Genomic DNA, 25,625 nt, shown 5'->3' with positions numbered 1-25,625 from the left:
CCGGGATGCGATCCCTTTCAAAATGGGTTGGGTTCATTCTGACCTCCCCCCATCGAAACCCCAAAAAAATCATGAATTCGAACCTGGACATCAAGCCCATTGAGGACATTCTTTCGCTGCTTCACAACCTCATCGGCATCAGCCGGGATGGTGAGGAAGGCTTCAAGGTAGCCGCAGAGCACGCACGATCAGAGAAACTGAAACACGTGTTCGCCAACTACAGCCACCAGCGCCATGACTTTGTAACCCAGCTCCAGGATCTGGAGCGCCGCTTCGGCGAGTCCGATGTGGATGAGAAAGGCTCCGCCACGGGCGGGCTTCACCGGGCGTGGATCGGCCTCCGCACCGCCCTTACCAGCAACGACGACCAAGCACTGCTGGAGGAGGCGGAACGTGGGGAGGATGCCGCCAAGGCCGCCTTCGAGGACGCCCAGCGCGACTTCGCCGAACTCCCAGTGGACGTGAGATCCGCCATAGCAGCCCAGTCGGCCCAGGTGCGACAGGCGCATGACGAAGTCCGCAAACTGCGCGACTCAGGCTTGTACAAGCTTCCGCAAGCCAGCTAAAAAAGACCCAGGCCGGGAAACGCTCCATCCACGTTTCCCGCGCCAGCCCGGCATCCCTTCCGCCAGACTCCCTCCAATGCCCGAACTGCTCCCGACCCTCAAAGCCGCTACGCAAACAGAACACCAGCTCCTCGAAGACCGGTTGGACCTCTTCAACCGGGTCACCGATCTCGCCGCTTACCGACGTTTGCTTGAGGATTTCTTCACGCTCTATGAACCCCTCGAGGACGCGCTCGCCGGGGTCGTGAACTGGAATGCTATGGGGTGGGATTTTGAAGCCTCACGTAAGACGGCGTGGCTGGCACAAGATCTCCTCAACCTGGGAGCGGAGCCCGCCGGGCTTGATTCTCTTCCCCGCTGTCGGGATCTTCCACCCCTCTCCTCGGCGTCCCATGCCGTGGGCTGTCTCTACGTGCTGGAGGGCTCCACCTTGGGAGGGCAGCTCATTACCAAGCGATTCTCCTCCACCCTGGGCACCACCCCCGACCAGGGAGGGCGCTTTTTCTCAGGGTATGGGGAGGAAACGGTGCCGCACTGGCGGGCCTTTGGTGCCTGGGTGCGATCCGTGGAGAGCCAGCTGAATGAAGCTGAGGCGACTACCGCAGCCAAGGCTGCCTTTGTTAGTTTTGATCAATGGCTGAACCGATCGCAAAATTCATGAGTCAGGAGACCACTGTTAACCTCGCGAACTGCGACCGGGAGCCCATTCACATCCCCGGCTCCATCCAGCCTCACGCCATCCTCATGGTGCTGACAGAGCCGGATCTGGTGGTTCAGCAAATAACAAACAACGTCGCCTCTGCGATCAGCGGAGGAGCCGCATCCTGCTTGAACCGCCCGTTGTCAGAGCTGGTGGAATCCCGCGATCTCGACTACCTCCGACGAAAGGTGCTGCCACGGGAGCTGGACGAAGCGCCCCACTACCTTCCGGGCATGCGCTTCATGGGTCACGCGACGGAGTTCGAGGCCATCGTGCACCGCTATCAAGGCGCGCTCATTCTGGAGCTGGAACACTGGCCCCATGACGAAACAGCCGTGCACGAGGAGATCTACGGTTCGCTGAAAGCGACGCTCTCCCAGCTCGACCGCATGCCCACACTGGAAAGCTTCTGCCAGAAGGCCGCCGAGCAGGTCAAGGAATTCACCGGCTTCGACCGGGTCATGGTTTACCGGTTTGCGGAGGATGATTCCGGCCATGTCATTGCCGAGGCGCGCCGCAGCGACTTGGAGAGCTACCTGGGCCTGCACTACCCGGCAGCAGACATCCCGAGACAGGCGCGGGAGCTCTTCAAACGCTCTCAGCTCCGGCTCAATCCTGACGTCCGCTACCAGCCCGTCCCCCTCGTGCCTGCCCTGCGGCCCGACACCCATCAGCCTCTGGACATGAGCTTCTGCATCACGCGTTCCATGTCCCCCATTCACGCGGAGTATCTGCAGAACATGGGGGTGCACGCCTCCATGTCGATCTCCATCGTGGTGAATGACCGGCTGTGGGGGCTATTCGCCTGTCATCACTACTCGCCGCGTTACGTGTCCCATGGCACCCGCATGGCGTGTGAGTTTCTCGCCCACACACTCTCCCTTCAAGTGGCGGGGAAGGAGGCTGCGGACCAGCATACTTATGCGGAGGCGCTCCATCGCGAACACCACGCGCTGGTAGCAGAATTGAATGCGGCCCCCTCCCTGCCGGAAGCGCTGCGCTGCCCGCCCGAAGGGATGATCGGCGGCATTCAAGCCACCGGTGCTGCCCTGCTTTTCAACCATCAAGTCCAATTGTACGGGATCACGCCTGACGAGGCCTCCATCCGTAAGCTGGCAGCCCGCTTGGGCAACGAAGTGGAGGAAGCAGTCTGGAGCACAGACCGGCTGGGTGAGCGCTTCCCCGACCTGGCGGAATCCTGTGCCGCCGCCAGTGGCACGCTCTCCGTGCGCCTCTCCAAGCAGGCGGAGGCCTACCTGTTCTGGTTCCGCCAGGAGGAGACACAGACTGTCAACTGGGCGGGCGAGCCGGCAAAGGCGGTAACTCTGGGCCCTCATGGGGATCGACTCACGCCGCGCAAATCCTTTGCCCTCTGGCAGGAGACCGTGAAAGGACGCTCCCGCCCCTGGCTGACCTGCGAGTACGACGCGGCCCGTCAGCTCCGCCAGTCGATCCTGGAGCACTTCGTCCGCCACACCGAGCAGTTGGTGCGCCTCAACGCCGACCTCCAGGAAAGGAACAGTCAGCTCGACTCCTTCGCCTACGTGGCCTCGCACGACCTGAAGGAACCGCTCCGCGGCATCCGCAACTACTCCCAGTTCCTCATGGAGGACTTTGGCGATGATCTGGCAGAGGAGGCCAAAGGCTATACCCGTACGGTCATGCGCCTGGCAGACCGGATGGAAATGCTGCTGGACTCGCTCCTGCACTACTCCCGTCTGTCCCGGCAGGAAATCCAGAACACGGCTGTCGACCTCAATGAATGCGTGGCGGATGCCCTGGAGTTCCTGGTCTCCCGGGTCCAGGAAAGCGGGCTGAGGATCACCATCCCGCGCCCCCTACCCATCGTGCAAGGGGACTCCGACCGCCTGTGTGAACTCTTCACCAACCTGATCAGCAACGCGATCAAATACAACGACAAGCCTGTCCCGGAGGTGCTCGTCACGTTTGAAACATCCGCCGACGGCACCACATGCGAATTGCAGGTACGTGACAATGGCATCGGCATCGCTCCAGAACATCGCAACATCGTCTTCCAGATTTTCAAACGGTTGCACGGCCGGAACGAGTACGGCGGCGGGATCGGCGCGGGCTTGACCATTGTCCGAAAGATCGTAGAGCGTCATGGAGGAAATATTTGGATCGACTCTGTCTCTGGGGTCAGCACGACCTTCTCCTTCACCCTTCCGGTCGCCTCCCCACATGCCCCCTAGCTCCACTCAACCGTCGTTTCTGGTCGTAGAAGACAGCGACGAAGACTTCATGGCACTGGAGCGCATCTTGCGCCGGGCCAACGCTCCTGCCCGCCTCCAGCGCTGCACCTCAGCCGAGCAGGTCCTGGCCATGATGCGCGCTCCCGTGATCCCTGACCGCACGCCTCCAGAACTGCCGTCGCTCATCGTGCTGGATCTCAACCTGCCCGGGCTCAATGGACGGACCGTGCTCACAGCCGTCCGCGAGCATCCACGCTTCAAGACGGTGCCGGTGGTGATTTTCTCGACTTCGAGCAATCCCCAGGACATCGCCTGGTGTTATGAGAACGGTGCCAATTCGTATCACGTGAAGGAAATGGACTATTCTGCGTTCAAGCGAGGGGTGGAAATGCTTGTCGCCTACTGGCTGGAGGCCGTCCGGTTGCCTCCCACCTCCGGCAGTTCCACTGCCGCGCCCACCGGACTTTGACCCATACCATGGCAGAAATCAGAAGTCCCTCTGTGCGTGTGCTCATCGTGGATGACTCCCCCACGGATCGTGTGGTATTCCGGCGTCATCTCACTCGTGGAGCGCACCGGGAGTACCATGTGGACGAGGCTGAGACGGCGGCCGAGGCTGCTGCCCAGATCGCCAAGGAGCTTCCCGACTGCGTGCTCGTGGACTTTCACCTGCCGGAGACGGATGGGTTGAGCTTTGTCCGGCAGCTGGTTTCAGTTCATGGAAACCACACCTTCGGCATTGTCATGCTCACCTCGGCCGCGGAAATCTCCGTGGCGGTGAACGCACTGCAAAACGGCGCTCACGATTATCTGGAGAAGAGCAGCGCGGATGGGTTTGCCCTCAGGCGTGCGGTGGAGAACGCCATGGAGAAGGCGACCATCCAGCGACAACTGGAAAGCCAGCGACGTGCCTTGGCGGAGAAGAATGCCCAGCTCGAAGAACATGTCACCCAACTGGAACGCGAAGCCGCTGAGCGTCTGCGGGCTGAAGAGGCCCTCCGCTCCAGCGAAACCCAGCTCCGACTGGTGACCGACCACGCCTCCGTCCTGCTGGCGCAGGTGGATCGTGAGCACCGCTACAAGTTCGTGAACCGTGCCTACGCTGAGCGCTATGGCCGGGAGGTGAAGGACATCATTGGTCGCCACGCGACAGAAATTATTGGCGAAAAGGCCTATCTCACCGCCCTGCCGGAGCTGGCTGCCGCCTTTGAAGGGCAACGCGTGGAGTTCGAAAAGGAGCTCCCCTATGAAGAGCTGGGGCCGCGCTGGATCCACGTGGTGTACAAGCCCGAATTCGACGCTGATGGGCAGGTCGTGGGTGTGATTGCGGTGCTCTCCGATCTGACGGAGAGGAAGCGGGCCGAACAGGAGCTCAAACTCGCCCGAGATCAGGCGCTCGCCGCGTCCGGTGCCAAGGATGAGTTTCTGGCCCGCCTCTCCCACGAACTGCGCACCCCGCTCAATCCCGTGCTGCTCCTTGCGAGCGAAGCCGCCGCCAACCCTGATCTTCCGGAAGACGTGAGGGCGGATTTTCATACGATCCGCAAGAATGTGGATCTCGAAGCCCGTCTCATCGACGACCTGCTGGACATCACCCGCATCAGCCGGGGCAAGCTCTCGCTCGAACTCCGCAGGCTCGACGTGCATGATGTCCTGCGCGATGCCTTCACCAGTGTGAAGGGAGAGGCGGACAAGAAGCACCTGCGGCTGCAGCTGTCACTGGATGGCGAAGGTCCCTACGTCCTGGGGGATGCGGTGCGCCTGCAACAGATCTTCTGGAACCTGCTCAACAACGCCGTCAAGTTCACCCCGGAGGGAGGCAGGATCGGTGTGTCCACCCAGGTCAACGATGGCTGGGTGGCTGTCGAAGTTCAGGACGATGGCATCGGGCTATCCGAGGAAGAGCTGGCCAGTGTCTTCGATGCCTTTGCTCAGGGCGAGCATTCCTGGCCCAATGGATCACATCGTTTTGGCGGCTTGGGACTGGGGCTGGCCATCTCCCGCATGCTGGTCGAGATGCATTCTGGTGAGATTACCGCGTCGAGTCCGGGACGGAATGCCGGGGCCCTGTTCCGGATTCGTATTCCCATTCAATCCGACTCTTGCCGCCCCCTTCCGCCCCCGGCCTCCAATGGGGCCCACCCCGTGGCGGCACCAGCCGCACTCGCCGCCACCAGCCACTGTCCCCCGCTGCATATTCTGATCGTGGAGGATCATGAGCCCACCCGTGCGGCCTTGACAGTACTCATGACCCGCCGAGGCCACCGCATCACCAATGTCGCCTCCATTGAAGAAGCCCGGCACGCTGCCGCATGTCATTCTTTTGACCTGATGATTTCCGACATCGGTCTGCCCGATGGCAGCGGCTATGATCTTATGGAGGAGCTCCACGCCCAGTACGGCATCCGGGCCATCGCCTTGACGGGCTATGGCATGGAGCAGGACATCTCCCGCAGTACCTCCGTGGGATTTTTAGCCCATCTGACCAAACCGGTACGTATTCAGGAACTGGAGGCCGTGATCTCCAGATACGCGATTCCACCGTCTGAGTGAGGCGTAGTCCAGGCCTCCTCCCCCTATGCCACTTACTTTTGCAGACCCGCCGGATCCTTCCTCCCGTGGGTGGGATGCGGGCTTTCTTCACTCCATTGAAGATGACTCTTTTGACAGCCTGTATCCGAAGGAGGTGCGGGAGATCTCACCGTGGCATTGGACGCCGGTGGAAGTCGCCAGGAAAGCAGCCTCTCTCCTGGTGAGCAGGCCGGGCACCCGGGTGCTTGATGTCGGCTGCGGCCCGGGAAAGTTTTGCGTGATCGGCGCAGCCACCACAAAGGGCGTCTTCACCGGCATCGAGCAGCGGGGGGAACTGGTGGGCATCGCACGGGACCTCATCGACCGGTCGGGCATTCCCCGCGTGCAGATCGTGCACGGCAACATCACTGCCGTGAACTTCGCCGACTACGACGCGTTTTACATCTTCAACCCGTTCGAGGAAAATGTCCGCCAGGCTTACCAGATCGACGGAACGGTCGAGCTCAAGGCGCAACTCTACGACATTTACACTCGCTACGTCTCTGCTCAGCTCTCTGAGCTGCCTGTGGGCGCACGCGTGGTGACCTACGTGGGGCAATGTCATGAGATCCCCGAAGGCTACGAATGCCACCGCACCGCCTTCGGGGGCCAGTTGAAGCTCTGGGTGCACACCCGGCGTCATCTGGTGCTCTGAAGGAGGCCACCAAGACCCTTCTTACATCCGGGATTGACGGACAATCCACTCCCGTCGTAATGCAGTTGCTCCCTGCCCGATCTCCCCACCATGACCGGCAATTCCTCTGAACTCACCCTCAAGGACACACTGAATGTGATCCACGGCCTTGTGCAGCACCTGCCTGGCTGCCCCCTGCCGCATGAGATCGAGAAGATTTGCCAGATCCTCTATGCGGCGAGTCTGCTGAAGGAGGAGGGCCGGGCGGTGCGTGCGCGTGTCATCCTCGCCCCGCCAGACAGCTTCAATCCCACAGAGGGACCACCCAGTGCCAGCCACGCCATCCGCTTCGCGGTGCCGCACAAGCTGACGCCGAATGAGATCAAACGGCTCAGCCCCGCCGCCAGCTTCTTTCACTCGGTGGTGGCGGTCTGGCCGGATGAATCGCGAGACCGCAGCCTTTCCATCTGGGGCGTGATCAACACTGGCCCTCGCTGGATGAACCTCGTGGCGGGCGGGCGCAAATCCGCGGGCAATGACATCTCGAACCCGGTCATCCATGTCCGCGATCCAGGATGGCTGCTCTTTTACCACGGCTACGAACTCATGGCGGAGTGGCGCGGCACGGAGTTTCACGGGCCCCGGCTGGATGTCTTTCAGTCCCGCCTGCTCAATGATCGTTTTGTCGAATTGCGCCGCAAGCTCGTGGCTGAACTCTCCGACGACTGCCTCCCCTGCTCGCTCCATCTGGAAGCGTATGCGGAGCTCAGTCACCTCATCTCCCTTCAGTTTGTAAAGCGGATCATCAATCTCGTGCGAACCAGCGGCCATGGCGGCAGTGTGGTGGTGTTGCCAGAAGGTGCTGAGGGGGAAGACGCCGCTGCCCGCTGGATCGACTGCAAGTACACTGCCGAAGCCGACGATGCTGGGCTTCGTTTCCGTCACCTCCTGCAGTCATTCATCCGGCGGGTGGGTGAACTGTCTCCCTCAGGCGCCACCGTGGAGCAGGCCTGGGAGATTTTCTGCAACAGCCGGGATCCAGAGCTGGATCAGTTGGAAGAGTCTTTCTTCGAGCTCGCTCGTTTCTTCTCCGACCTCATGCAAGTGGACGGAGCCCTGGTCCTTGATCAGCGTCTTTGCTTGCTGGGCTTTGGCGGAGAGATCCGCGTGGACCGCACCGTCCTCCAAGTGGGCCACGCCCAGGACTTGGATGGGATCTACACCGTCCCCTGGAATGTGCAGGCAGACGGCACCCGGCACCGTTCCGTCTATCGCCTTTGCTCCGTGGAGCCCGAGGTCATCGGCTTCGTCATCTCTCAAGACAGCCAGGTCCGCATGATCGCCAATGTGGATGATCGCGTGTTGTTCTGGACTCACAGTGTGGGTTGACGCCATAAGATACCGGAGGCATCCCGCCCAATACGAGCCGGGGGTTGAGCGTAGAGTTACCACCCGGAGAACAAGAACCCGCGTTCGACCCGGAGGAGTGACAGCAACTTCAACTCAACATACCCGTTCGACCCCGGATGTCCATGCTGACGCTCTCAGGTGGCGCTTGACGGCGATAGACCTACATACAACGAAGAGCCAGACATAGCCAGATAAGTCGCGCGTCTGACCCGGTTCGAGTGCAAGAGGCAGGTTGAAACACGCCACCTTACCCCCCAAACGGTTGCCGGAAAAGCGCCAAGGGACGGAGGCATTTAGGACGCAGCGAAGCGAAGCCCGAAGGGTGCGCTCGCGGGAGGAGCGAGCAAATCAAACCAATTCAGAAGTGGCGGGACCGTGTGTTGACGCGTTCGGATGGTAAGAGGGCATGCCCACAAAGCCTCTGCTCACGAGATGCGAAGCACGACGAAGGAGCACCCTTGTTTTGGTGTTTATTTTTGCGCAATGGCAGCTGTTGGCACGGCCTGCTATGGGTTGTCACTTTCTGCTCCTTGGCCAGCAAATCCACATTAGAGAAATGGCCACATGGAAAATTACAATTGGAAGCCTCAAATAATTGGCAATCAACAGTTCCAAAGCGGGAAACTCATTTTTAAAAAGATTTAGTGAAATAAAAATAACAATGTCATCGAGGCACAATATTAGTAAACATAAAATACCCACAGAAATGCCCAGCCTATAAGTACTCCTCATGTTAGATAGATATTATGTGCCACCACTTAAATGCAATCTCTTCTTTTGTTGGGGTGTCTCCATTACATAGGCACAGCCACAAAGCACTCGATTTTCGCCATTTTGTAGCAGCCTCAATTGTTTTGTATCTTGTTGGGTCCAATTGGAACGCCCCCTTATCAGCTTCGACAAGCTTTCTCACCTGCTTTGAAATGTCCGCAATTTTTCTTGAAGCAGCCTGTTGGCACGGCCTGCTATGGGTTTTCACTCTTTTTGGCATCTGCTTTTCCCCCACGTTTCAGAACTTCAAGCTCGTCACTCAAACGTGTTCGCCGCCCCTCGGGAATCAATTTGTCCAAGGCAGAAACAAGCTCAACCGCGCTCGACCGCACTCGCTCATCAGAGACACTTGTTACAGTTATCGCGGCAACCGCATCCCCTTGATATCGGTACGCAGTTATTGCAATCTCCCCAAATTTCCGACGAACAGCGTTGTCCACAGAAGGCAGCTCAACCAGTTCGTTCACTTTCTTTTGCACATCATCAAGCAATGACCTTATCCCCCGATCAATCGAGTACTGAGCATTCTCTGGAGCAAGCAACCCGGAGTCATGCGATAAGATAGGCTTTTGTTGTCCATCCGCATTCTTAAGCCTAATATTCCAAATCACCATACATGGCCGGGGTGGAGCGCCAACGCCAAACCCCCACAACACAACCTGAATTCTATCGGCATTCAAAGGCTGGGCACTTGAAGTCGGCGCGAGGAATTGAATCACCAATACTACTATTGCTACGCATTTCATATACATCTTGATCAACCTCCATTATCTGGGTTGCGGAACGCGTGGGACTTGATTGGGGCCACTCCCACTCGGATTCGGCTGCGGAGCCCGCGGAATTCTTTTTCTACCCTGGCCGTAAAGAGAGTCACCGGTCGGACCAAGCACTCTGACCTTCTTACACAAACCTTCTCTTCCAACCTCTTGGCTAACTCGTCCACAGTCTTATACATTGAAAAATTTCCGTCATCTCTTTTGTATTTTGCCATATTTGGATCCCCTCGGGTCAGTTGAAGTCCCATATCATGCGGTGACATTTTTGCGGAAGCAACGGCACATGTGTTTGGCATCGGATTCGGTTCATCCGCCCCGGCAGGGCTGCCAGTGGGGGCGTAGGGTTCCGCAGTCTCCCTCTGACAGGGTGAGTTGGACTTGTACCCATAGGTCCATCCGATGAGACGGTTGGACGCCCAGGTGGCGCTGCTGTTGCCCCGCTGATAGCGGATGGATTTGACCCGGCCGATGCTGTCATACTCCCGCACGGCCGTGTGTGCGGTCACCCCGCTGCCGCTGAACCCCACGGTGTGGATCCTCGAACTCCCGCTGGTGTAGCCGTAGCCCCAGGTGTCCCCGTTTTCCCGGGCCACCGTGCCCAGCCGGCCGGCACTGTCGAAGCTGGTGGTGGTTTTCATCAGCAGGGTGCTGTCACGCTTCAGCTCAACATACCCACTTTGACCCGGATGTCCATGCTGACGCTCCCAGGTGATGCTTGACGACCATCGGCTTGCAAGCAACGATGGGCGGACATAGCCAAACAAGTCGCGTGTCTAACCCGGTTCGTGCGCAAGAGGCAGGTTGAAAAACACCGCTTAGCCCTCCCCAACGGTTGCCGGGGACGAACACTGGATGGTGGTGGGACCGTGTGTTGACGCGTTCGGATGGTAAGAGAGCACGCCCACAAAGCCTCTGCTCACGAGCTGCGAAGCACGACGAAAGAGTACCCTTGTTTTGGTGTTTATTTGCGCAATGGCGGCTGTTGGCACGGCCTGCTATGGGTTGTCACTTTTACCTTAACTCCCCTGGCTTCCTTCGCCACGCGGACGGCGTCATGCCGGTCTGTTGGCGGAACCAACGCGCGAAGTAGTTCGGGTCCAGGATGCCCACTTTTTCCCCTACCTCCTGAATGGGTCGTTTCTCCTCGATCAAGGCGACGGCCTTCTTCAACCGGATCCTGGCGCGCATCTGCCCCAGAGTGAGTCCGCATTCCGCCCGGAGCAGGCGGTTGAGGTGATCTTGCTGGTAGCCACTCTGCCGGGCGATCTCTTCCAGCGGCACATCGCTCGCATCCTTGGTCTCAAGCAGTCGCTCCACCCGCTTGGCCAGTGAGTAATGACGGGCGCTGCTGAAGCGGTTCACAGGTACGAGCCAGCCGATAGCCTTCAGGGCCATGTCCAAAATGTCGAGTACCACCGCAGCCACGCGGAAGCTCATCTCCCGCCGCTCGATCTGCGGATCCCGGAACAAGGTACTGAGCCGGGACTTGGTCTCGGTGAGTTGATCGGCCGTGAGCTGATCGCAGGTATGAGCCACGCCTCTGCCGGTGCTCATCTCCAGGTCCAGCACCAGGCACAGCGGTGGACGGCTCGCCTGCTGGGCGAAGGCGTGTGATTGCCCTGGCGGCACGTGAATGACCGTCCCAGGTCGGGCAGTGTAAAGAGCGTCTCCCAGCCTCTGCTGCCCCCGCCCCATCAGGTAAATCAAGAGTTGATCGTGATCATGGGAGTGCTCGTTCCACCGGGCCTCGGGCAGATGGCGGTTGATCCTCAATCGCATGACCTTGATACCCGCGATTTGCAGATTCAGATCCTGGATGAGCAGAGGGCGGTAGTTCTTCACAGGTCGGGCTCCGCCTAGACAAAAGCGCACTGTCGAAAAAGTGCTAGTGCAAATGCCATAGTTCTAGCAGGTTGCGATTAACCTCAACCCGTCAACTTCATCCAGTGCGATCCCCCTCCAGACTGACCCCCATGAGCCGCTGCTGCATTCACACCATGACGACCAAGCCCTGGTCGCTCGACGACTGTGCCCGCCACTACCCGGCGGCTGGCGTGGGCGGCATTACGGTCTGGCGGCAGCACCTGGCAGGCCACGACATTGCGAAAGCTGGTCAAATGCTGCGCGGGTCTGGCCTGGAGATCATCAGCCTCTGCCGCGGCGGCTTCTTCCCCAGCCACTCTCCTACCAGCCGGCAGGCCGCCATTGACGACAATCTTCGGGCCATTGACGAAGCTCATGCACTGGGTGCTCCGCTCATCGTCCTGGTCTGCGGTGCCGTCCCTGGACAACCGCTGGCAGAGTCCCGACGCCAGATTGCTGACGGCATCGCCGCCGTGCTCCCGGCCGCACAACAAGCGGGCGTGAAACTCGCCATTGAGCCTTTGCATCCCATGTACGCCGATGATCGTTCGGCCGTGAACACGATGCGTCAGGCCAACGAGATCTGCGATCATCTCGGATCCCCCTCCAATCTCGGCCTGGCAGTTGATGTGTTTCATGTGTGGTGGGATGATGCTCTGGAATCCCAGATCAAGATCACCGGGAACAAGAACCGTCTCTTTGCCTTCCACGTTTGCGACTGGAAGACGCCCACGACCGACCTTCTCAATGATCGCGGCCTGATGGGCGAAGGCTGCATCCCCATCCGCCAGATCAAGGGGTGGGTGGAGGCGACCGGCTTCCGAGGCTACTCGGAGGTGGAGATCTTCTCCACCCGCTACTGGTCCATGGACCAGACCGCCTACCTGGGACAGATCACCCAGGCCTTTCATGAACATGTGGCCTGACCGACGGGCCGTTCTTTCCTGATACCCCTTCCTCTTTCACTCACTCCACGCCAACCTCATATCATGGAAACACGCAGAATCGGCATCATCCTTAACGGCGTCACGGGACGCATGGGCACCAACCAGCACCTCATTCGGTCCATCCTGGCCATCATCCAGCAGGGCGGCCTGAAGGTGAATGACGATCTGACCCTGTTGCCGGATCCGATTCTGACAGGACGAAACGAGGACAAGCTGCGCGCCCTCGCGGCCCGCACCGGGGTGCAGAAGTACAGCACGGACCTTGAAACGGTGCTGAAGGACCCTTCCTACGAGATCTTCTTTGATGCCTCCGGCACCCTGCAACGTGCCCGTTTTGTTGAGATGGCCGTGGCCGCAGGCAAAGCCATCTATTGTGAGAAGCCCACCGCGGTGGAGACCCACGAAGCCCTCCGCCTGGCCAAGCTCTGTGAAGATGCTGGCGTCAAGAATGGTGTGGTGCAAGACAAGCTGTGGCTGCCCGGCATCCGCAAATTCAAGGTCCTCCGTGATCAAGGCTTCTTCGGCAAGATCCTCAGCGTGCGCGGTGAGTTCGGCTACTGGGTCTTCACCGGTCTGGATGAAGACCAGCCGGCCCAGCGCCCTTCCTGGAACTATCGCAAGGAAGACGGCGGCGGCATCATCGTGGACATGCTCTGCCATTGGCGTTATGTCGTGGACAACCTCTTCGGCGAAGTGAAGTCTGTCAGCTGTCTCGGGGCCACCCACCTCCCCCAGCGAGTGGATGAGCGCGGCAACAAATACGATTGCACCTCTGACGACGCCTGCTACGCCACCTTTGAAACCGAGACCGGAGTAGTCTGCCAGTTCAACAGCTCCTGGACGGTCCGCGTACGCCGTGATGATCTCTTCACCATGCAGGTGGATGGCACCCACGGCTCCGCCATCGTGGGCCTGCGCAAATGCTGGGCCCAAAGCCTCGGCACCACTCCCCGGCCCATCTGGAATCCCGACATCGATCAGCCCATCGACTTCAACGGCGGCTGGCAGGAAGTCCCGGACGCAACGACCTACGACAACGCATTCAAGATCCAGTGGGAGCTCTTCCTGAAACACGTTGCCATCGACGCCCCCTTCCGCTGGACACTGCGTGAGGGTGCCAAAGGCGTGCAACTCGCCGAGGCAGGCCTGGCCTCTTGGGAGCAGCGCAAGTGGATCGATCTCGAGAAGCTCTGATCGTTTGCCCCTGGCGACCCGCCACGTCCTTCCTTCGAAGGTCTTCACAACCCAACGCTGACCTGCCTTCTGCGCGAGTCATCGTTGGGTTTTTTTTCATCTTCAAAAGGACACCCCGGCTCCCGACAACGAGGTGACACACTTCTGACACCGATCTGACAAACTCCCGCGGTTCATCTGATAAAGTGTGCATCATGAAGTCACCTAGGCGCTTCCATTGGATCACGAGATCAACCGCCATCCTCACGTGCGGCTCCACGGTATTGCTTCAGTCTGCCGAGCCGCGTGAGAGCACGCAGATCACTGTCTCCCAGATCGCAGCGGGTTACGCCAAGTACGAAAAGATCACGCCGGAGCCGGTGTATGTAAATCCCGTTCTGGCCATGCGCTGTAGAGGAGCCTCAAAACAGGAGGTGGAGAAGGCGAGGGGCAAGCACGGGCCTCATGCCAATACTGCGGTGGTCATTCAGATGAACGCCCTGGCAGCGAATGCCTTCAATGCTGGCCTCACCCACTATCCTCTCGGCTCGGTGATTGTGAAGCAGAAGTCGATTCTTGGGTATGTCGGTGAAGATGGGAAAGCTGTCCGCCCGGCAGACAACGGCGTGGGTGGCATGATTAAGCGTCAGGCCGGTTACGATCCCGCCCATGGTGATTGGGAGTACTTTTACTTCGAAGATCCGGCCAAAATTGAAAGTGGGCGCATTGCCTCTTGCGTTCAGTGCCATGCCACCGCCAAGGCCACAGACTACGTCTTTGGTTCTTGGCACCGGGCAAACACTGCCAAGACTCCAGGTTCGTTTCCGAATCGATAACTGGCGGGGCGGCTGCCGTCAGGGGTGAGGCCCAAAGGATGTCGCTACATCGCTCATTTTTCATCCATTGACCTCAGTTCCTCGGTCACTTCTTACTCATGTCGCGAGATGGTTATTTCATGTAATAAAGCTGCGACAAAATGGTCTGATTTAGAATTGCACCCAGCAGGCATGTTTTGATAGGCCTAGGCGTGCGCATGCCAGTCTCGTCCCGCCTACTTCGCAGATTTAGCTTTCTTTTTGCCTCTCTTTGCGGAGTGGCCGTCTCGCTCCTCGTCGCCAGCTTTGCCCGTCTCGGGGCGGAAATGGTACGATCCGCCCAACAAGGAGCATGGTCTGAAGCCTCCACCTGGGAGAATGGCCGAGTCCCCGGTCCCGGAGATACCGTGCTGATCAGACCCAGCCACCAGGTCACCTATGATCAGGCCAGCCCCAAGGTGATCAGAGCCGTTCATGTCGGCGGAGTACTAAAGTTCGCCACGGACCGCGACACGCTGCTTTGCGTTGGCCTTCTCCGTATTGCTCCAGGGGAGGATTGCGCGGAAGAGGGTTTTGACTGTCACGCCTTGCCTCGGGAGCCGATGGCGCTCGAAGACCGCAGTAATGGTCCAGCCCTGGAAATAGGCACCTCGTCCGCCCCGTTGGATGCCCGCCACACCGCGATCATCCGCCTCACTCACCTCCCTGACATGGCGCAGAATCATTCCCGGCCCTCATGTGCTGCGGTGGACGCCTGGACCTACACGGTGCGCCGTTGAATCGGTCCTGGGTCAAACTGGGCGAAACCCACTACCCTGGGGAATCGCAAATTGTGCTCGCGGAACCTGTCACGGGTTGGAATGCTGGCAATCAGATCACCATCCCTACCACAGAGGGCAGCCCCTTCTACACGGAGGACAAAGATGGCAGACGCATCATCGCCTCCGTTGCGGACAACAGCCAGACAGAGCAACATGAAATCTCGAACGTGAGAGGAAGCGTGCTCACGCTGAAAAAGCCGCTGAAGTTCAAACATGAGGCTGTGGGGCGCTTTCGAGGAGAGGTGGCTAATCTAAGCCGGAACGTCATCGTGGAATCAGCAGATCCCGACGGGGTTCGTGGGCACACCATGTATCACCACAACTCTGCAGGCTCCTTGTCGCACGTGGAATTCCGTCATCTGGGTAAGGAAGGAGTGCTGGGACGATACCCCATCCACTTTCATCAGTGCGGAGACACCATGCGCGGCTCCAGCGTGGTGGGCTGCTCCATCTGGGACAGCAAAAACCGATGGCTCACCATCCATGGTACCGACTATCTGGTCGTCCGGGACTGTGTCGGATTTCGCAGCATTGGGCACGGCTTTTTCTTTGAAGACGGCACCGAGGTGAACAACGTCATGGATCGCAACCTGGCGGTGCAGGCCTTGATGGGGAAACCCCTCCCGGAACAGAATCTGCCCTTCGATACCAACGACGCAGCAGGCTTTTGGTGGGCCAATTGTCAGAACAGCTTCACCCGCAATGTCGCGGTCGAATGTGACAAACATGGCTACCGGTTCCAGATGGTCAAGACCGACACCTTCGACCCCGAGTTGAGAGTCCGCCAGGTGGACGGCAAACTGAAGAAAGTGGATGTCCGCACGCTCCCGTTCATCCGATTCGAGGGCAATGAGGCGCGCAGTCAGCGGCGCTTCGCCCTCAACCTGGGTGGCTTCCACGGACAGAGCACCACTGAAGACCTTGATCGGGATGGCAATGTCATCGACCGCGTCGCGTATTTGGGCGGAGATGTGCAAGGGGTGGGTCCCGATGCCCTGCATCCTTTCCGAATCAAAGACTTTCTCGTCTGGCGCAGCCATTGGGCGTTCCATTCCACTGCCCCCAACGTGGTGATTGATGGATTCACCGCCCACGATATCAACTACGTCGTCTGGCGTTCCAACATCGCTGGTCACGACTACAACCATGTGGACTTCCAGAACATCCACGTATCCACCTTCTTCAACAACTGGGGTTCAGGTAACAACCGCTCCGATTTGTTGCGATATGTCGATCCTGTTGATGATTTCCATCCTTCCTCTGTCATCACCGGCGTGGACTGGTTGACCCCTTACACAGCAAGAGTCTCCGGCGTTTCTGTTGATGATGTGCGGGTGAAGCAGGTGACCGTGAATGGCATCCCCGCAGAACTGCAAGATGGACCTGTCACGACCTGGGTAGCGGTGCTTGCCTCTCCTGCTCTATCGGGTGTGTTTGAAGCCAAGGCAGTGGATGAGAATGGAAATGCAGAGACGACAGGTCACCGACTGGCCTACACCCGGCCTCTTCAGAGCAAGCGCATCTCCCAGCCCAAACCCACTGCGGCTTCCCAGGCTGCTCCACCCGTGTCGGAGTTGACAGCACCTACCGAAGTTCAGCCGCCCGTCGAGCGAGACCAACCGGTCAACACCTCGGGACTCAAGTGGCCGCTCTGGGATGGTCGGCAGCCTGTGTCGGAATACGCCAAACTGGTGAAGCTTCCGGCAAAGAAGACCATCGAGCTGCACGGCATCCCCCTGGAACTCAAACTCATTCCCGCTGGAAGTTTTCTTATGGGAAGTCCGTCAGACGAAGTGGGGCGGTCCACTGACGAATCCCCCCGGCACCGGGTCGTCATCAGCGAGCCATTCTACCTTAGCTCCGGCGAAATCACCCAGGCCCTCTACGAGAAAGTAATGGGAGTGAACCCCAGCCACTTCAAGGCCCCTGACAAGCCGGTCGAGCAGGTCACGTGGCATGATGCCATCGCCTTCATCAAGGCGAGCGGTGCTCCTCTACGACTGCCCACGGAGGCCCAGTGGGAGTATGCCTGTCGCGCAGGAATCACCACCGCCTATTCCTCTGGAACCACGCAGCAGTCCGCGTTGCAAGCTGGCTGGTTTGGATATGGCGACGAATTGAACCGTGCCTTGTCCGATGATGAGAGCCACCCTTCAGCACAGAAAGAGCCCAACGGCTTTGGCCTCTACGACATGCACGGCAATGTCTACGAGTGGTGCGCAGACTGGTACTCCCCCACCTACTATAAGGACAGCCCCACCATGGATCCGCAAGGCCCGCCTACTGGCGACGAGCGGGTGCTCCGAGGTGGCTCGTGGGAAGCTCCGGCAGTGAATGCCAGATCCGCCAACCGCAATGGTTACAGCCCGAACTCCAGAGGATATGTGCTGGGCTTTCGGGTGGCCCTGTCTGTTGACTCATCCCCATAAGACTGGATCTCAAATTTCAACCTCACACCAACCCAACCTGCCAAAATGCAAAAGTCCAACAAAGCAAAGCTCCCATTGCTTCTGTCTCTGGCTGTCGCCTCAGCCTCTTCCGCGCAACAGCCTGCCCCTGCCCCCGCCTCCAGCACCACTCTTCCCGAGGTGGTGGTCACGGCGCCTTCTGTGCAGACTCCCTATGGTCCACCTCCCGCCACCACGGTGGGAGGTCTCACCGCCCCGGTTCGGGAGTTGCCTTACACGGTCAACACCATCTCCAGCCAGTTTCTTGAGGACACCTCTGTGCGCAGAGTGCGGGATCTGGTTGGCTATGTTCCGGGCGTGAATGCCTCCGAGGACAGTGGCGGCACCGGGGATCTGCTGAACATCCGCGGCTTTGATTTCATCTATCAGAGCTACGTCAACGGCATGCGCAATCGCCTGGCGTTGCAGGCATCTCGGGAGTTCAACAACATCGAACGCGTCGAAATCTTCAAAGGTCCGGGCGGAGTGGAATTTGGTGCTGGAGATCCAGGTGGCTTTGTCAACTACGTGACCAAGAAGCCCCAGTACACTCCATCACTGACTCTTGGCAGTGAGATAGGAATCTACGACTACTACGGCGGCTATCTGGATGCCACAGGCCCGCTCTGGCGTCCCACCGACGCCGCACCCCCTGCTGCGACCAGTCCAGACGGCAAATCAATTGCCCTTGCCGCCACGCCAACAGACCTGGGCCTGGCCAGTTCATCGATGGCAGCGCCTCCTCCTACGGTGTGAAGCCGGAATTGCTGCTTGAGTTCGACACCGGACCGGTGAAACACCATGGGTTGCTGGGATTCAACTATCTCATCACCTACACCGAGACTCTTTCCCAAGACGGCTTTGATTTGCGACCCATTGATTTCAGACATCCCGTTTACGGTCTGCCGCCGATCAAGCGGCCGCCGGCAGATCCTTCAGATCCAACCTCCATCCCGGCAGGCGCACGGGATTTCCGCCTTTCAGAAGAGCTGGAAGAGTACGGCGTGTACTATCAGCACAAGCTGGACATCAGTGAGCGGGTTCATCTGCTTGGCGGGGTCCGCTACGACTGGTATGAAGATGATATCGCGTTCACTCGCAACGTACGCACCAGCCCCCTGGACCCTGTAGAAGGTTTCTCTGATCAGAATCTCTCCTGGCGCGCCGGTGCCGTGGTGGATGTGCTCAGCAACGTTTCCCTCTTCGCGGGATACAGCAACTCCTTCCAGCCCCAGTCTGGCCTCCTGTCGAACGGCAGTTTCCCGGATGCCCTGGAAGCCACCAGTTTTGAAGCCGGTCTGAAGGGAAGCTTCTTCAACAACCGACTGCAGGCGTCCCTCTCAGTGTATGAAACCGAACGCAAGAACCTGTTAGAATCCGACCCGACGGATCCCACCTTCACCTTCGTTGTTCCTCTGGGCACGGTTCGTGTCCGTGGGCTTGAGTATGAGATGACAGGCAAGATTACGGAAGATCTCGACATCCAGGGTGGCATTGCCTTCATGGATTCCGAGATCACCGAGACCCTGGATCCTCTCACGAAGGGCAAGGAGTTCTACAACGTTCCCAATACCCAGGCGGGGCTGCGCCTCCGTTACGACACGAGCCGCTGGCTCCTTAAGGGGCTCAGCCTGGGCGCGGGGGTCATCTATGTGGGGGAACGCGCTGGCGACGCCACCAACAGCTTTGCCCTTCCCGACTACTGGCGGTTTGACGCCGGCTTGTACTACCAGTGGCGCAACTGGAACTTCAAACTCACCTGCCAGAACGTCACGGATGAAACTTACTATCTGGCCACCCAGGGCTTCGCTGACATTGTTCAGCCCGGTGCGCCTCGGATTGTCACCTTCGGTGTGGAGGTGAAGTTCTAGCCCCAATCGACATTTGGATAAATCATCCCAAGGGGATGCGGACCAGTCCGCATCCTTTTTTGCTTATGGAAACACAAGTCACACTTGCTATCCGTGTGAAGGGGAAGAGAGTTCGGACACCACACACTGAGTCAGACTTCGATCATCGGTTGGAGAACCATCATGAGAACTGTTGCTCTTCTCTTCGGTGTCTTGGCCACACTCGCCCTGGCGACCCTTCTTATCGTCCTACAGCCGGGAGGCAGCGGAGTGGCCGCCTCTATGCGGCTGCCAGACGGCTCCGAGTACATGGTCACTCAAAGATGCAACTGGAGTGCAGAGCCCTACACCGTCGCTTTCTACATGCGCTCGGCAGGCGGACCTTGGGGCTGGTGCTACATTGACCACCAAGCGACCCGTTGGCGGAATGTCGTCATGACCTATGACCCCACCTCAGACGTCATCACGGTGACGGAGCGCGGTGTCTGGCAAGCTGAACTGGATCGCAAGCACAACAGCTTTTCGATCGGAGATGGCAGTCCAAAACGCAGTCTGGCGGCACCTCAGGAGCATCGAACGCCTGAGTACGCTTTTCCATGACTCAATGAGGTGGAACCTTCCGGCCCACGCTGACTGCCACCTCTCGCTCGTAGACGGACTACTTGTTCTTCTTCTTCTCGGCCTTGGCGAGCTTCTTCTCCTTGGGAGTTTTGCTTGGGGCCTTCTTCTTCTCTTTTCTGGCGTCGTTGGATTTCATAGGGATTGCTTGGTTGCTGAAATTTTGACCCTACTAGAATACCTTGTTCTCGAATCGAAGCAAAGGGCACTTCGGCAAAGAGCAACAGGACGCTCGTGAGATCTTCGCCTGAGGCTGCGTTTTTGCTCCATGCCAACTGCTCCCCACCCGCTCCCCTGCCCCTGTTGTGGGGAAAAGATGACCTTGGGCAAAGCGGACATTCACTCCACGGGCTTGGGCTTTCTCCTGTTCGGCTATGGCTACCAGCACCTCTACTTCAAACCACGTCGGGAAAATCCCGAAGCACCTCGAACCAAGGACGTCAAAGTCCTCGACTACACCCAGACGCCTTCGTGCTTTCTCTGCCCCCGATGCGGAACGTTCGTTTTGCCGCCCGGTCCTGTCTCGGGCTTCCCGAGGCCAAGCCCCCAAGCTTGACGGACGACAACCCGACAGGGAAATGCCATTTCACGGGCCTCCTACGCGCAAGCTTCTCGACGGGATCGTATTGAGTGTTATGGTGTTTAAGAATCGACCTTCCGGGCGCCCTTGCGGGATTCTGTTCGGACGATCGTCTTGTGTCCGTCGCACCTGTCTTCGCTTCCCTGGGATCGAAAACGCATGAGCATGAACCACATTCCGGCCATCCTCAGCGTGCTCATCGCGCTGGCGGTTGGGTATTTGACGCTGACCGTGGAATCACGCGTGGTGCATCAGGAACATGCCCTGGAAAAACTGCGTCAGGAACTGGAAGACACGCGCAAGAAGCTTGAGGAGACCACGCGAACTGCGTCCTTTCTGGACGACCAGATTTTCGCGCTCAAGGAGGACTTCAAAAAGGGACCAACTGCGGGCATCCCTGTGGATGCGCCCGTGACCCGTGCTCAACTGGATGCCGCGCTGAAGGAGTACACCCTCATCATGGATGAGAAGATCAAGCCTCTGATGGCACGCCCCATCGAGCTAAAAATCTGGGACATGGCCAACCCGACTGCCGAGGTCACGCCCCTCGTGCCGCCCCCAGAAGCAGGCGCAAAAGACGAGAAGAAGGGCCCTTAGCGATCCTCGGAAAGCTTGTTTCCGGGATGCTCCCATCGCCTGGAGGCGACAGTCACTGCTAGGTAACCCCGACCTGTCGGGATGACCTCGCCGCCACTGTAGAAGAACCGTCTCGGTTCTTGTTCCCCCAATGACCCAGCGCCCAAGAGCCGGGAAGGCTCTTGTACCCTGTCAACCGAGCGGGACTGCTTCCGGGTCTAAAATTTGAAGCCCTTGGGCCGCTTGCTCATTTTGGGCATTCCCCCTTTGCCACCGCCACCGAAGCCCGGAGGCATGCCGCCCATCCCTCCCATCCCGCCGAGGCTGCTAAGATCTGGCATGCCACCAGCCCCGCCGCCTCCGCCCATCATGCTCCCCATGAGACCCTTCATCATGCCCTTGTTCCGCATGAGCTTGCGCATCATCTCGAACTGCTTGAGCAACTGGTTCACCTCCACCACAGGCCGACCACTGCCATTGGCAATGCGCTTGCGACGGCTGCCGTTGAGCAGCTCTGGCTTGGCGCGCTCCTTGAGAGTCATGCTCAGGATGATGGCTTCCACGTGCTTCATCCGCTTCTCCTCCACATTCAGGCCCTTCAGCGCCCCCATGCCCGGCAGCATACCGAGAATGGATTCCAAGGGACCCAATTTGCGCATGAACTTCATCTGACCCAAGAAGTCAGTGAAGTCGAACTTCGCCTCCTGCACACGCTTGGCGATGCGCATGGCGTCTTCTTCGTTGATGGCATCTGCGGCCTTCTCCACGAGCGAGACCACATCCCCCATCCCCAGGATGCGCTGAGCCATGCGGTCGGGGTGGAAGACTTCGAGCTGCTCGATCTTCTCCCCCATGCCCACGAACTTCACCGGACATCCCGTGACCTGCTTCATGGAGAGCAAGGCACCCCCACGCGCGTCACCGTCCAGCTTCGTCATCACCAGCCCGGTAATACCGATCGCGTCGTTGAAGGTCTTGGCTACGCTCACGGCCTGTTGCCCGGTGGCGGCGTCCGCGACGAGCAGCACCTCACGAGGTTGCACGACATTCTTGATCTTGATGAGCTCTTCCAGCAGGCCTTCGTCCACTTCCTGACGACCAGCGGTGTCGAAGATGGCAATACCGCCCCCCTGCTTCTCCACCCACTCAAGTCCTTGTTTTGCTGCACGAACCGCGTCTTTCTCCCCTTCTTCTGGCTGGAACACCGGTACCCCGATGCTCTCCCCCAACACGACGAGTTGCTTCACCGCAGCAGGTCTGAAGACGTCACAGGCGATCAGCAGCGGCTTCTTGCCCTGCTTCTTCAGATGGGCTGCAAGCTTGCCCGAGGTGGTGGTTTTACCCGCTCCGTTGAGACCGGCAATAAGCAGGCGCTGGGGAGGGTTCAGATCGAGGGTGGCAGTGCCTTCCCCCAGCAAGACGACCAGTTCGTCGTGAAAGATCTTAACGATCTGCTGGCTGGGTGAGACGGTCCGCAGCACTTCCTCGCCCAGTGCCTTGGTTTTGACGTTTTCAACCAAGTCCTTGGCGACCTTGAAGTCCACATCTGCCTCCAGCAACCCCATTCGAATCTCACGCAGCGCATCGCTGATGTTGGATTCACTGATCTTGCTGTGACCGCGGAGCTTCTTGAAAGCACCTTCGAGTTTTTCCTGGAGAGCGTCGAACATGGCAGTTGAAAAGGAGATGAAATTGGAACAGTCGGGAGTGCGCCGCGGTGGGAAACTAAGCTTTGGGCGCTGGAGGAGGAGGTGTTGTGGCAGCGGCGGAGCCGGCGGTGGGCTGGTAGGCAGTGGCCTGGTCGACCTTGAACTTCCAACTAAGAACCTCCGCCTTGTCTGCGGTGGCGCGACGGAAGGAGAGCTGCGCGGTACATTCCTCCAGGCGCAGCATCTGCGGTACGCGGAAGCGGACCGTCTGCGTTGTAGGATCGAACTCCACAGGAACCAGACCGAAGCCGCTGACGCGAAGTGCAAGACTCTCCGGCAGCACCGGCCCCACCCGGGCGAGGTTGGCCTCGATCAATGGCCGGCGATCCGTAATGGTCGTCCCAGGCTCGGGACGGAGCGTGACAAGCTTGTTGCCGTGCTCGTCCACTTCATCGGTTCTAAGAAACTTGCTGTCCGCGATGTTGCCGCCGCCCCCGCGGAAGTTAGTGGCCAGGCGGAAGTTCACATCCTTGTCGCCGATCTGCACGAAGCGGGGCAGCTTGCCGTTGGGGGTGTCCCAAGTCGTTTTCTGCGGGTTCACCGTGACCGCGGCTTCATAGCCAGCATCCAGACACATCTGGGCGATCTCGTCTGACTTGTTGCCATAAGGATAGGCAAAGGTTCGGCATGGGACGCCGAAGGTCTCCTCCAGGAACTTCTTGGATTCGACGATCTCAACCTCCAGCCACTTGCGGTACTGCTCATCCGTCTTCCCGTGCCGGGCGGTGAGCGCTTGGTGGGAAACACTGTGGCTGCCCAGCTCGGCCCCATACTTCATCATCTCGCGAATCTGGTCGAGCGTCAGAGAGCGTCCGCCGCGGTTCACGTAGTTTTTGTAGAGATACACCGTGAACGGGTAGTTGAACTCTTTCAGAATCGGAAAGCAATACTCATGCACCCCCAGCCAGCCGTCATCCATGGTGATGACCACGGACTCTTCCGGAATATTCTTCTCCCCCTTTTTCCAAGCCAGCACATCGGCCAGGGGAATCACCGGTATCTTCGCGTCCTTCAGCGCCTGCATCTGCGTGCGGAAGGTGGTGGCCGTGATCACCATGTCGCTGCGGGAAGGTTTCTCCGCAAAGTCATGGTAACACATGATCGACACCAGCGCGGACTTGTTCAGCTCAAACAGCTCAGCCTTGGGCACCTCGATCTCGCTGCCATCCGCCGAAAACATCTTTCCGTTCTCCAGCGCCTGCTGAAGCTTCTCCTCCTCAGCCGTGAGCGGAGCTTCCACTGGAGGTGGAGGCGCGGGTGGAGGCGGCTTGGGGAGGAATTCCTTGAGCTTTTCCAGGCATGAGGTCAGGACGCAAAGGCACAGTACCGCCACTGCCAGCTGCTTCAGCCAAGGCAGAGAACGATCTAGTGAGGCACCAAAAATGGAACTGCGGGGGCGCATCCAGTGACGTTACGTACGGAGCGGGAAAATGCGAGCAGGTTGTGCATTCAACGAGCATACGTTTCCCGGCTCCCGAGCGCCAGATCCCCGCCTGCGGCCCCTACTTGGCGAGCTCTGCCAGGAGCAGCACGATATCGATCACAAACATCAGCACGATGGAGGCCTCCAGCACCAGCATGATGCGGTGATTCTGCTCCTGTTTTAGCATCTCATACAGGTCGTCCAGCGTCTTCAGCTTCTCATCAATGCTACGGTGCCAGTCTGGCAGGTGGAAGCGCCGGGAAACCGTGTCATAGAGACGCGCCAGGTGCCAGTCACCAAAGAACTTCGTGATGTTGGAAAGCTCATCACTGAATCGGGCCAGATCGATGCGAACCTCCCTCAGATGAGGCAGGAGCCTCTTGTGATCGCGGATCCGGGGCGGACGCTGCAAGTCCGCGTAGGAACGTTCCAGTGCGGTGTCAATGAGCTGGTCATAGGCTTCCAACTCCTCCAGCTGAACATTGGCCAGTTCCATCACGAACAGTGACTCCTCGAAATCCGCCGGTCGGTCCACGATGAGGGCAGCATCCCAGTCCACCACGATCAAGTCCGACTGGTAGTAGGACAGGTGCTTGCTGGTCGATTCCAGCGCCTCCTGGTGCGACAGCGGTGGGTCGGACGTTTCCTGGGTGATGAGCGTGGCGATGGTCCTCCGGTTGGCACGAAACCACTCCTCCGCATTGAACCACTGCCCTCCCACCGCCCCACCAGGTGACTCCACGCAGAACACGGTGTAGGCCTCCTCCTCCTGAAGCGTCTCGACAGGGCGGACCGCGACGGTCCCCAGTTCCTGCCGCAATGTCTCGGACAGCTCCCTGGCATGCCGTTGGAGGGCTCCGCCAGCAAAATGAGATCGGTGAAATTGGCTGAGTTGCTCCAGGCGCTCCACCTCAAATGAAACCCGCAGCGTCAGACTAATCGCTCCGATGGGGAGGACTTTCACCGACCGCCCCACGCGGACAATCTTGCCCCCGTCGATGGTTAGATCCAAGGGCTCCAGCCGGGCCATGCGCGGCTGATAGAACAACTGCTGACGGGGACTCCTCTTCGAAACCCCCACATGCTGGGCCACCAGTGGCTGACCGAGTAGATGGGTCAAGCCGGGGCGACGAAACTCATAAGCAACGTCAAACGCGTAAAA

21 protein-coding genes are annotated in these 25,625 nt (G+C 59.0%); 16 read left to right on the top strand and 5 right to left on the bottom strand.

All coding sequences use genetic code 11. From position 1 onward, the window contains the following. Nucleotides 1-71 precede the first annotated feature (71 nt). The 7 genes from BV106_RS21670 (at nucleotide 72) to BV106_RS21640 (ending at nucleotide 8,073) form a co-directional block, all read left to right on the top strand. Nucleotides 72-566 (top strand): PA2169 family four-helix-bundle protein, encoded by a 495-nt coding sequence (locus tag BV106_RS21670; protein WP_265595933.1) that lies wholly within the window; start codon nucleotides 72-74, stop codon nucleotides 564-566. A gap of 76 nt (nucleotides 567-642) precedes the next feature. Continuing rightward, entirely contained in the window at nucleotides 643-1,227 is a 585-nt protein-coding gene (locus BV106_RS21665; RefSeq protein ID WP_038168193.1) for a biliverdin-producing heme oxygenase, read from the top strand. After that, complete coding sequence (locus tag BV106_RS21660; protein ID WP_081892083.1) at nucleotides 1,200-3,479, top strand: ATP-binding protein; 2,280 nt, start codon at nucleotides 1,200-1,202, stop codon at nucleotides 3,477-3,479. Before BV106_RS21665 ends, BV106_RS21660 begins: the two co-directional genes overlap by 28 nt. Next, nucleotides 3,469-3,948, top strand: a complete 480-nt coding sequence (locus BV106_RS21655) for a response regulator (RefSeq protein ID WP_038168189.1) — start codon at nucleotides 3,469-3,471, stop codon at nucleotides 3,946-3,948. Before BV106_RS21660 ends, BV106_RS21655 begins: the two co-directional genes overlap by 11 nt. Before the next feature lie 8 nt (nucleotides 3,949-3,956). Then, nucleotides 3,957-6,032 (top strand): response regulator, encoded by a 2,076-nt coding sequence (locus BV106_RS21650; protein ID WP_051946155.1) that lies wholly within the window; start codon nucleotides 3,957-3,959, stop codon nucleotides 6,030-6,032. Nucleotides 6,033-6,057: 25 nt separating this feature from the next. Beyond that, nucleotides 6,058-6,705: a class I SAM-dependent methyltransferase gene (locus BV106_RS21645; protein WP_051946154.1), complete on the top strand. Its 648-nt coding sequence runs from the start codon at nucleotides 6,058-6,060 to the stop codon at nucleotides 6,703-6,705. Nucleotides 6,706-6,795: 90 nt separating this feature from the next. After that, nucleotides 6,796-8,073, top strand: a complete 1,278-nt coding sequence (locus BV106_RS21640; RefSeq protein ID WP_038168187.1) for a putative sensor domain DACNV-containing protein — start codon at nucleotides 6,796-6,798, stop codon at nucleotides 8,071-8,073. A gap of 986 nt (nucleotides 8,074-9,059) precedes the next feature. On the opposite strand, the gene BV106_RS21635 is transcribed toward BV106_RS21640, so the two are convergent. Both BV106_RS21635 and BV106_RS21625 read right to left on the bottom strand, forming a co-directional pair. Then, entirely contained in the window at nucleotides 9,060-9,611 is a 552-nt protein-coding gene (locus tag BV106_RS21635; protein ID WP_265595932.1) for a hypothetical protein, read from the bottom strand. 1,041 nt (nucleotides 9,612-10,652) lie between these two features. Then, nucleotides 10,653-11,483: an AraC family transcriptional regulator gene (locus BV106_RS21625; protein WP_038168181.1), complete on the bottom strand. Its 831-nt coding sequence runs from the start codon at nucleotides 11,481-11,483 to the stop codon at nucleotides 10,653-10,655. A 131-nt stretch (nucleotides 11,484-11,614) separates the two neighbouring features. Here BV106_RS21625 and BV106_RS21620 point away from each other — a divergent pair, with 131 nt between their 5' ends. The 9 genes from BV106_RS21620 to BV106_RS21580 all read left to right on the top strand — a co-directional run bounded on the left by BV106_RS21620 (nucleotide 11,615) and on the right by BV106_RS21580 (nucleotide 21,352). Continuing rightward, nucleotides 11,615-12,430 (top strand): sugar phosphate isomerase/epimerase family protein, encoded by an 816-nt coding sequence (locus BV106_RS21620; protein WP_038168179.1) that lies wholly within the window; start codon nucleotides 11,615-11,617, stop codon nucleotides 12,428-12,430. Between the two features lie 63 nt (nucleotides 12,431-12,493). Beyond that, nucleotides 12,494-13,645 (top strand): Gfo/Idh/MocA family oxidoreductase, encoded by a 1,152-nt coding sequence (locus tag BV106_RS21615; protein WP_038168177.1) that lies wholly within the window; start codon nucleotides 12,494-12,496, stop codon nucleotides 13,643-13,645. Nucleotides 13,646-13,839: 194 nt separating this feature from the next. Next, nucleotides 13,840-14,460 (top strand): cytochrome P460 family protein, encoded by a 621-nt coding sequence (locus BV106_RS21610; RefSeq protein WP_081892079.1) that lies wholly within the window; start codon nucleotides 13,840-13,842, stop codon nucleotides 14,458-14,460. A gap of 257 nt (nucleotides 14,461-14,717) precedes the next feature. Continuing rightward, nucleotides 14,718-15,218, top strand: a complete 501-nt coding sequence (locus BV106_RS36025; RefSeq protein WP_051946153.1) for a G8 domain-containing protein — start codon at nucleotides 14,718-14,720, stop codon at nucleotides 15,216-15,218. Next, complete coding sequence (locus BV106_RS36020) at nucleotides 15,215-17,689, top strand: formylglycine-generating enzyme family protein (RefSeq protein WP_051946152.1); 2,475 nt, start codon at nucleotides 15,215-15,217, stop codon at nucleotides 17,687-17,689. Before BV106_RS36025 ends, BV106_RS36020 begins: the two co-directional genes overlap by 4 nt. Before the next feature lie 45 nt (nucleotides 17,690-17,734). Beyond that, nucleotides 17,735-18,463, top strand: a complete 729-nt coding sequence (locus BV106_RS21595) for a TonB-dependent receptor plug domain-containing protein (protein WP_038168172.1) — start codon at nucleotides 17,735-17,737, stop codon at nucleotides 18,461-18,463. Beyond that, nucleotides 18,460-19,578 (top strand): TonB-dependent receptor, encoded by a 1,119-nt coding sequence (locus tag BV106_RS21590; protein WP_038168170.1) that lies wholly within the window; start codon nucleotides 18,460-18,462, stop codon nucleotides 19,576-19,578. The genes BV106_RS21595 and BV106_RS21590 overlap by 4 nt, the downstream gene beginning before the upstream one ends. 162 nt (nucleotides 19,579-19,740) lie before the next feature. After that, complete coding sequence (locus tag BV106_RS21585; RefSeq protein ID WP_038168168.1) at nucleotides 19,741-20,157, top strand: hypothetical protein; 417 nt, start codon at nucleotides 19,741-19,743, stop codon at nucleotides 20,155-20,157. A 757-nt stretch (nucleotides 20,158-20,914) separates the two neighbouring features. Beyond that, nucleotides 20,915-21,352 carry a hypothetical protein gene (locus tag BV106_RS21580; protein ID WP_038168166.1) on the top strand — a complete coding sequence of 146 codons (438 nt, stop codon included), beginning with the start codon at nucleotides 20,915-20,917 and terminating at the stop codon, nucleotides 21,350-21,352. A gap of 197 nt (nucleotides 21,353-21,549) precedes the next feature. On the opposite strand, the gene ffh is transcribed toward BV106_RS21580, so the two are convergent. The 3 genes from ffh to BV106_RS21565 all read right to left on the bottom strand — a co-directional run bounded on the left by ffh (nucleotide 21,550) and on the right by BV106_RS21565 (nucleotide 25,583). Continuing rightward, the gene (gene ffh, locus BV106_RS21575; protein ID WP_038168163.1) at nucleotides 21,550-23,001 is read right to left on the bottom strand and encodes a signal recognition particle protein; all 1,452 of its coding nucleotides are present in this window, start codon (nucleotides 22,999-23,001) and stop codon (nucleotides 21,550-21,552) included. 55 nt (nucleotides 23,002-23,056) lie between these two features. After that, the gene (locus BV106_RS21570) at nucleotides 23,057-24,442 is read right to left on the bottom strand and encodes a polysaccharide deacetylase family protein (protein WP_038168161.1); all 1,386 of its coding nucleotides are present in this window, start codon (nucleotides 24,440-24,442) and stop codon (nucleotides 23,057-23,059) included. A gap of 100 nt (nucleotides 24,443-24,542) precedes the next feature. Next, on the bottom strand, nucleotides 24,543-25,583 hold the full coding sequence (locus BV106_RS21565; protein ID WP_265595931.1) for a hypothetical protein: 1,041 nt from the start codon (nucleotides 25,581-25,583) through the stop codon (nucleotides 24,543-24,545). Nucleotides 25,584-25,625: the final 42 nt, after the last annotated feature.

Source organism: Verrucomicrobium sp. BvORR106, assembly GCF_000739655.1.
Lineage (GTDB): Bacteria > Verrucomicrobiota > Verrucomicrobiia > Verrucomicrobiales > Verrucomicrobiaceae > Verrucomicrobium.
The sequence above is the reverse complement of the archived record's forward strand: the minus strand, read 5'-3'. Positions and strand labels throughout refer to the sequence as shown.

What these genes read in the sequence shown, in the direction of transcription:
- BV106_RS21595 (WP_038168172.1), top strand. Translation starts at nt 17,735, where the DNA reads ATGCAAAAGTCCAACAAAGCAAAGCTCCCATTGCTTCTGTCTCTGGCT.
- BV106_RS21580 (WP_038168166.1), top strand. Translation starts at nt 20,915, where the DNA reads ATGAGCATGAACCACATTCCGGCCATCCTCAGCGTGCTCATCGCGCTG.
- BV106_RS21610 (WP_081892079.1), top strand. Translation starts at nt 13,840, where the DNA reads ATGAAGTCACCTAGGCGCTTCCATTGGATCACGAGATCAACCGCCATC.
- BV106_RS21645 (WP_051946154.1), top strand. Translation starts at nt 6,058, where the DNA reads ATGCCACTTACTTTTGCAGACCCGCCGGATCCTTCCTCCCGTGGGTGG.
- BV106_RS21650 (WP_051946155.1), top strand. Translation starts at nt 3,957, where the DNA reads ATGGCAGAAATCAGAAGTCCCTCTGTGCGTGTGCTCATCGTGGATGAC.
- BV106_RS21665 (WP_038168193.1), top strand. Translation starts at nt 643, where the DNA reads ATGCCCGAACTGCTCCCGACCCTCAAAGCCGCTACGCAAACAGAACAC.
- BV106_RS21570 (WP_038168161.1), bottom strand. Translation starts at nt 24,442, where the DNA reads ATGCGCCCCCGCAGTTCCATTTTTGGTGCCTCACTAGATCGTTCTCTG.
- BV106_RS21670 (WP_265595933.1), top strand. Translation starts at nt 72, where the DNA reads ATGAATTCGAACCTGGACATCAAGCCCATTGAGGACATTCTTTCGCTG.
- BV106_RS21620 (WP_038168179.1), top strand. Translation starts at nt 11,615, where the DNA reads ATGAGCCGCTGCTGCATTCACACCATGACGACCAAGCCCTGGTCGCTC.
- BV106_RS21655 (WP_038168189.1), top strand. Translation starts at nt 3,469, where the DNA reads ATGCCCCCTAGCTCCACTCAACCGTCGTTTCTGGTCGTAGAAGACAGC.
- BV106_RS21585 (WP_038168168.1), top strand. Translation starts at nt 19,741, where the DNA reads ATGAGAACTGTTGCTCTTCTCTTCGGTGTCTTGGCCACACTCGCCCTG.
- BV106_RS21635 (WP_265595932.1), bottom strand. Translation starts at nt 9,611, where the DNA reads ATGAAATGCGTAGCAATAGTAGTATTGGTGATTCAATTCCTCGCGCCG.
- BV106_RS21660 (WP_081892083.1), top strand. Translation starts at nt 1,200, where the DNA reads ATGGCTGAACCGATCGCAAAATTCATGAGTCAGGAGACCACTGTTAAC.
- BV106_RS21615 (WP_038168177.1), top strand. Translation starts at nt 12,494, where the DNA reads ATGGAAACACGCAGAATCGGCATCATCCTTAACGGCGTCACGGGACGC.
- BV106_RS21640 (WP_038168187.1), top strand. Translation starts at nt 6,796, where the DNA reads ATGACCGGCAATTCCTCTGAACTCACCCTCAAGGACACACTGAATGTG.
- ffh (WP_038168163.1), bottom strand. Translation starts at nt 23,001, where the DNA reads ATGTTCGACGCTCTCCAGGAAAAACTCGAAGGTGCTTTCAAGAAGCTC.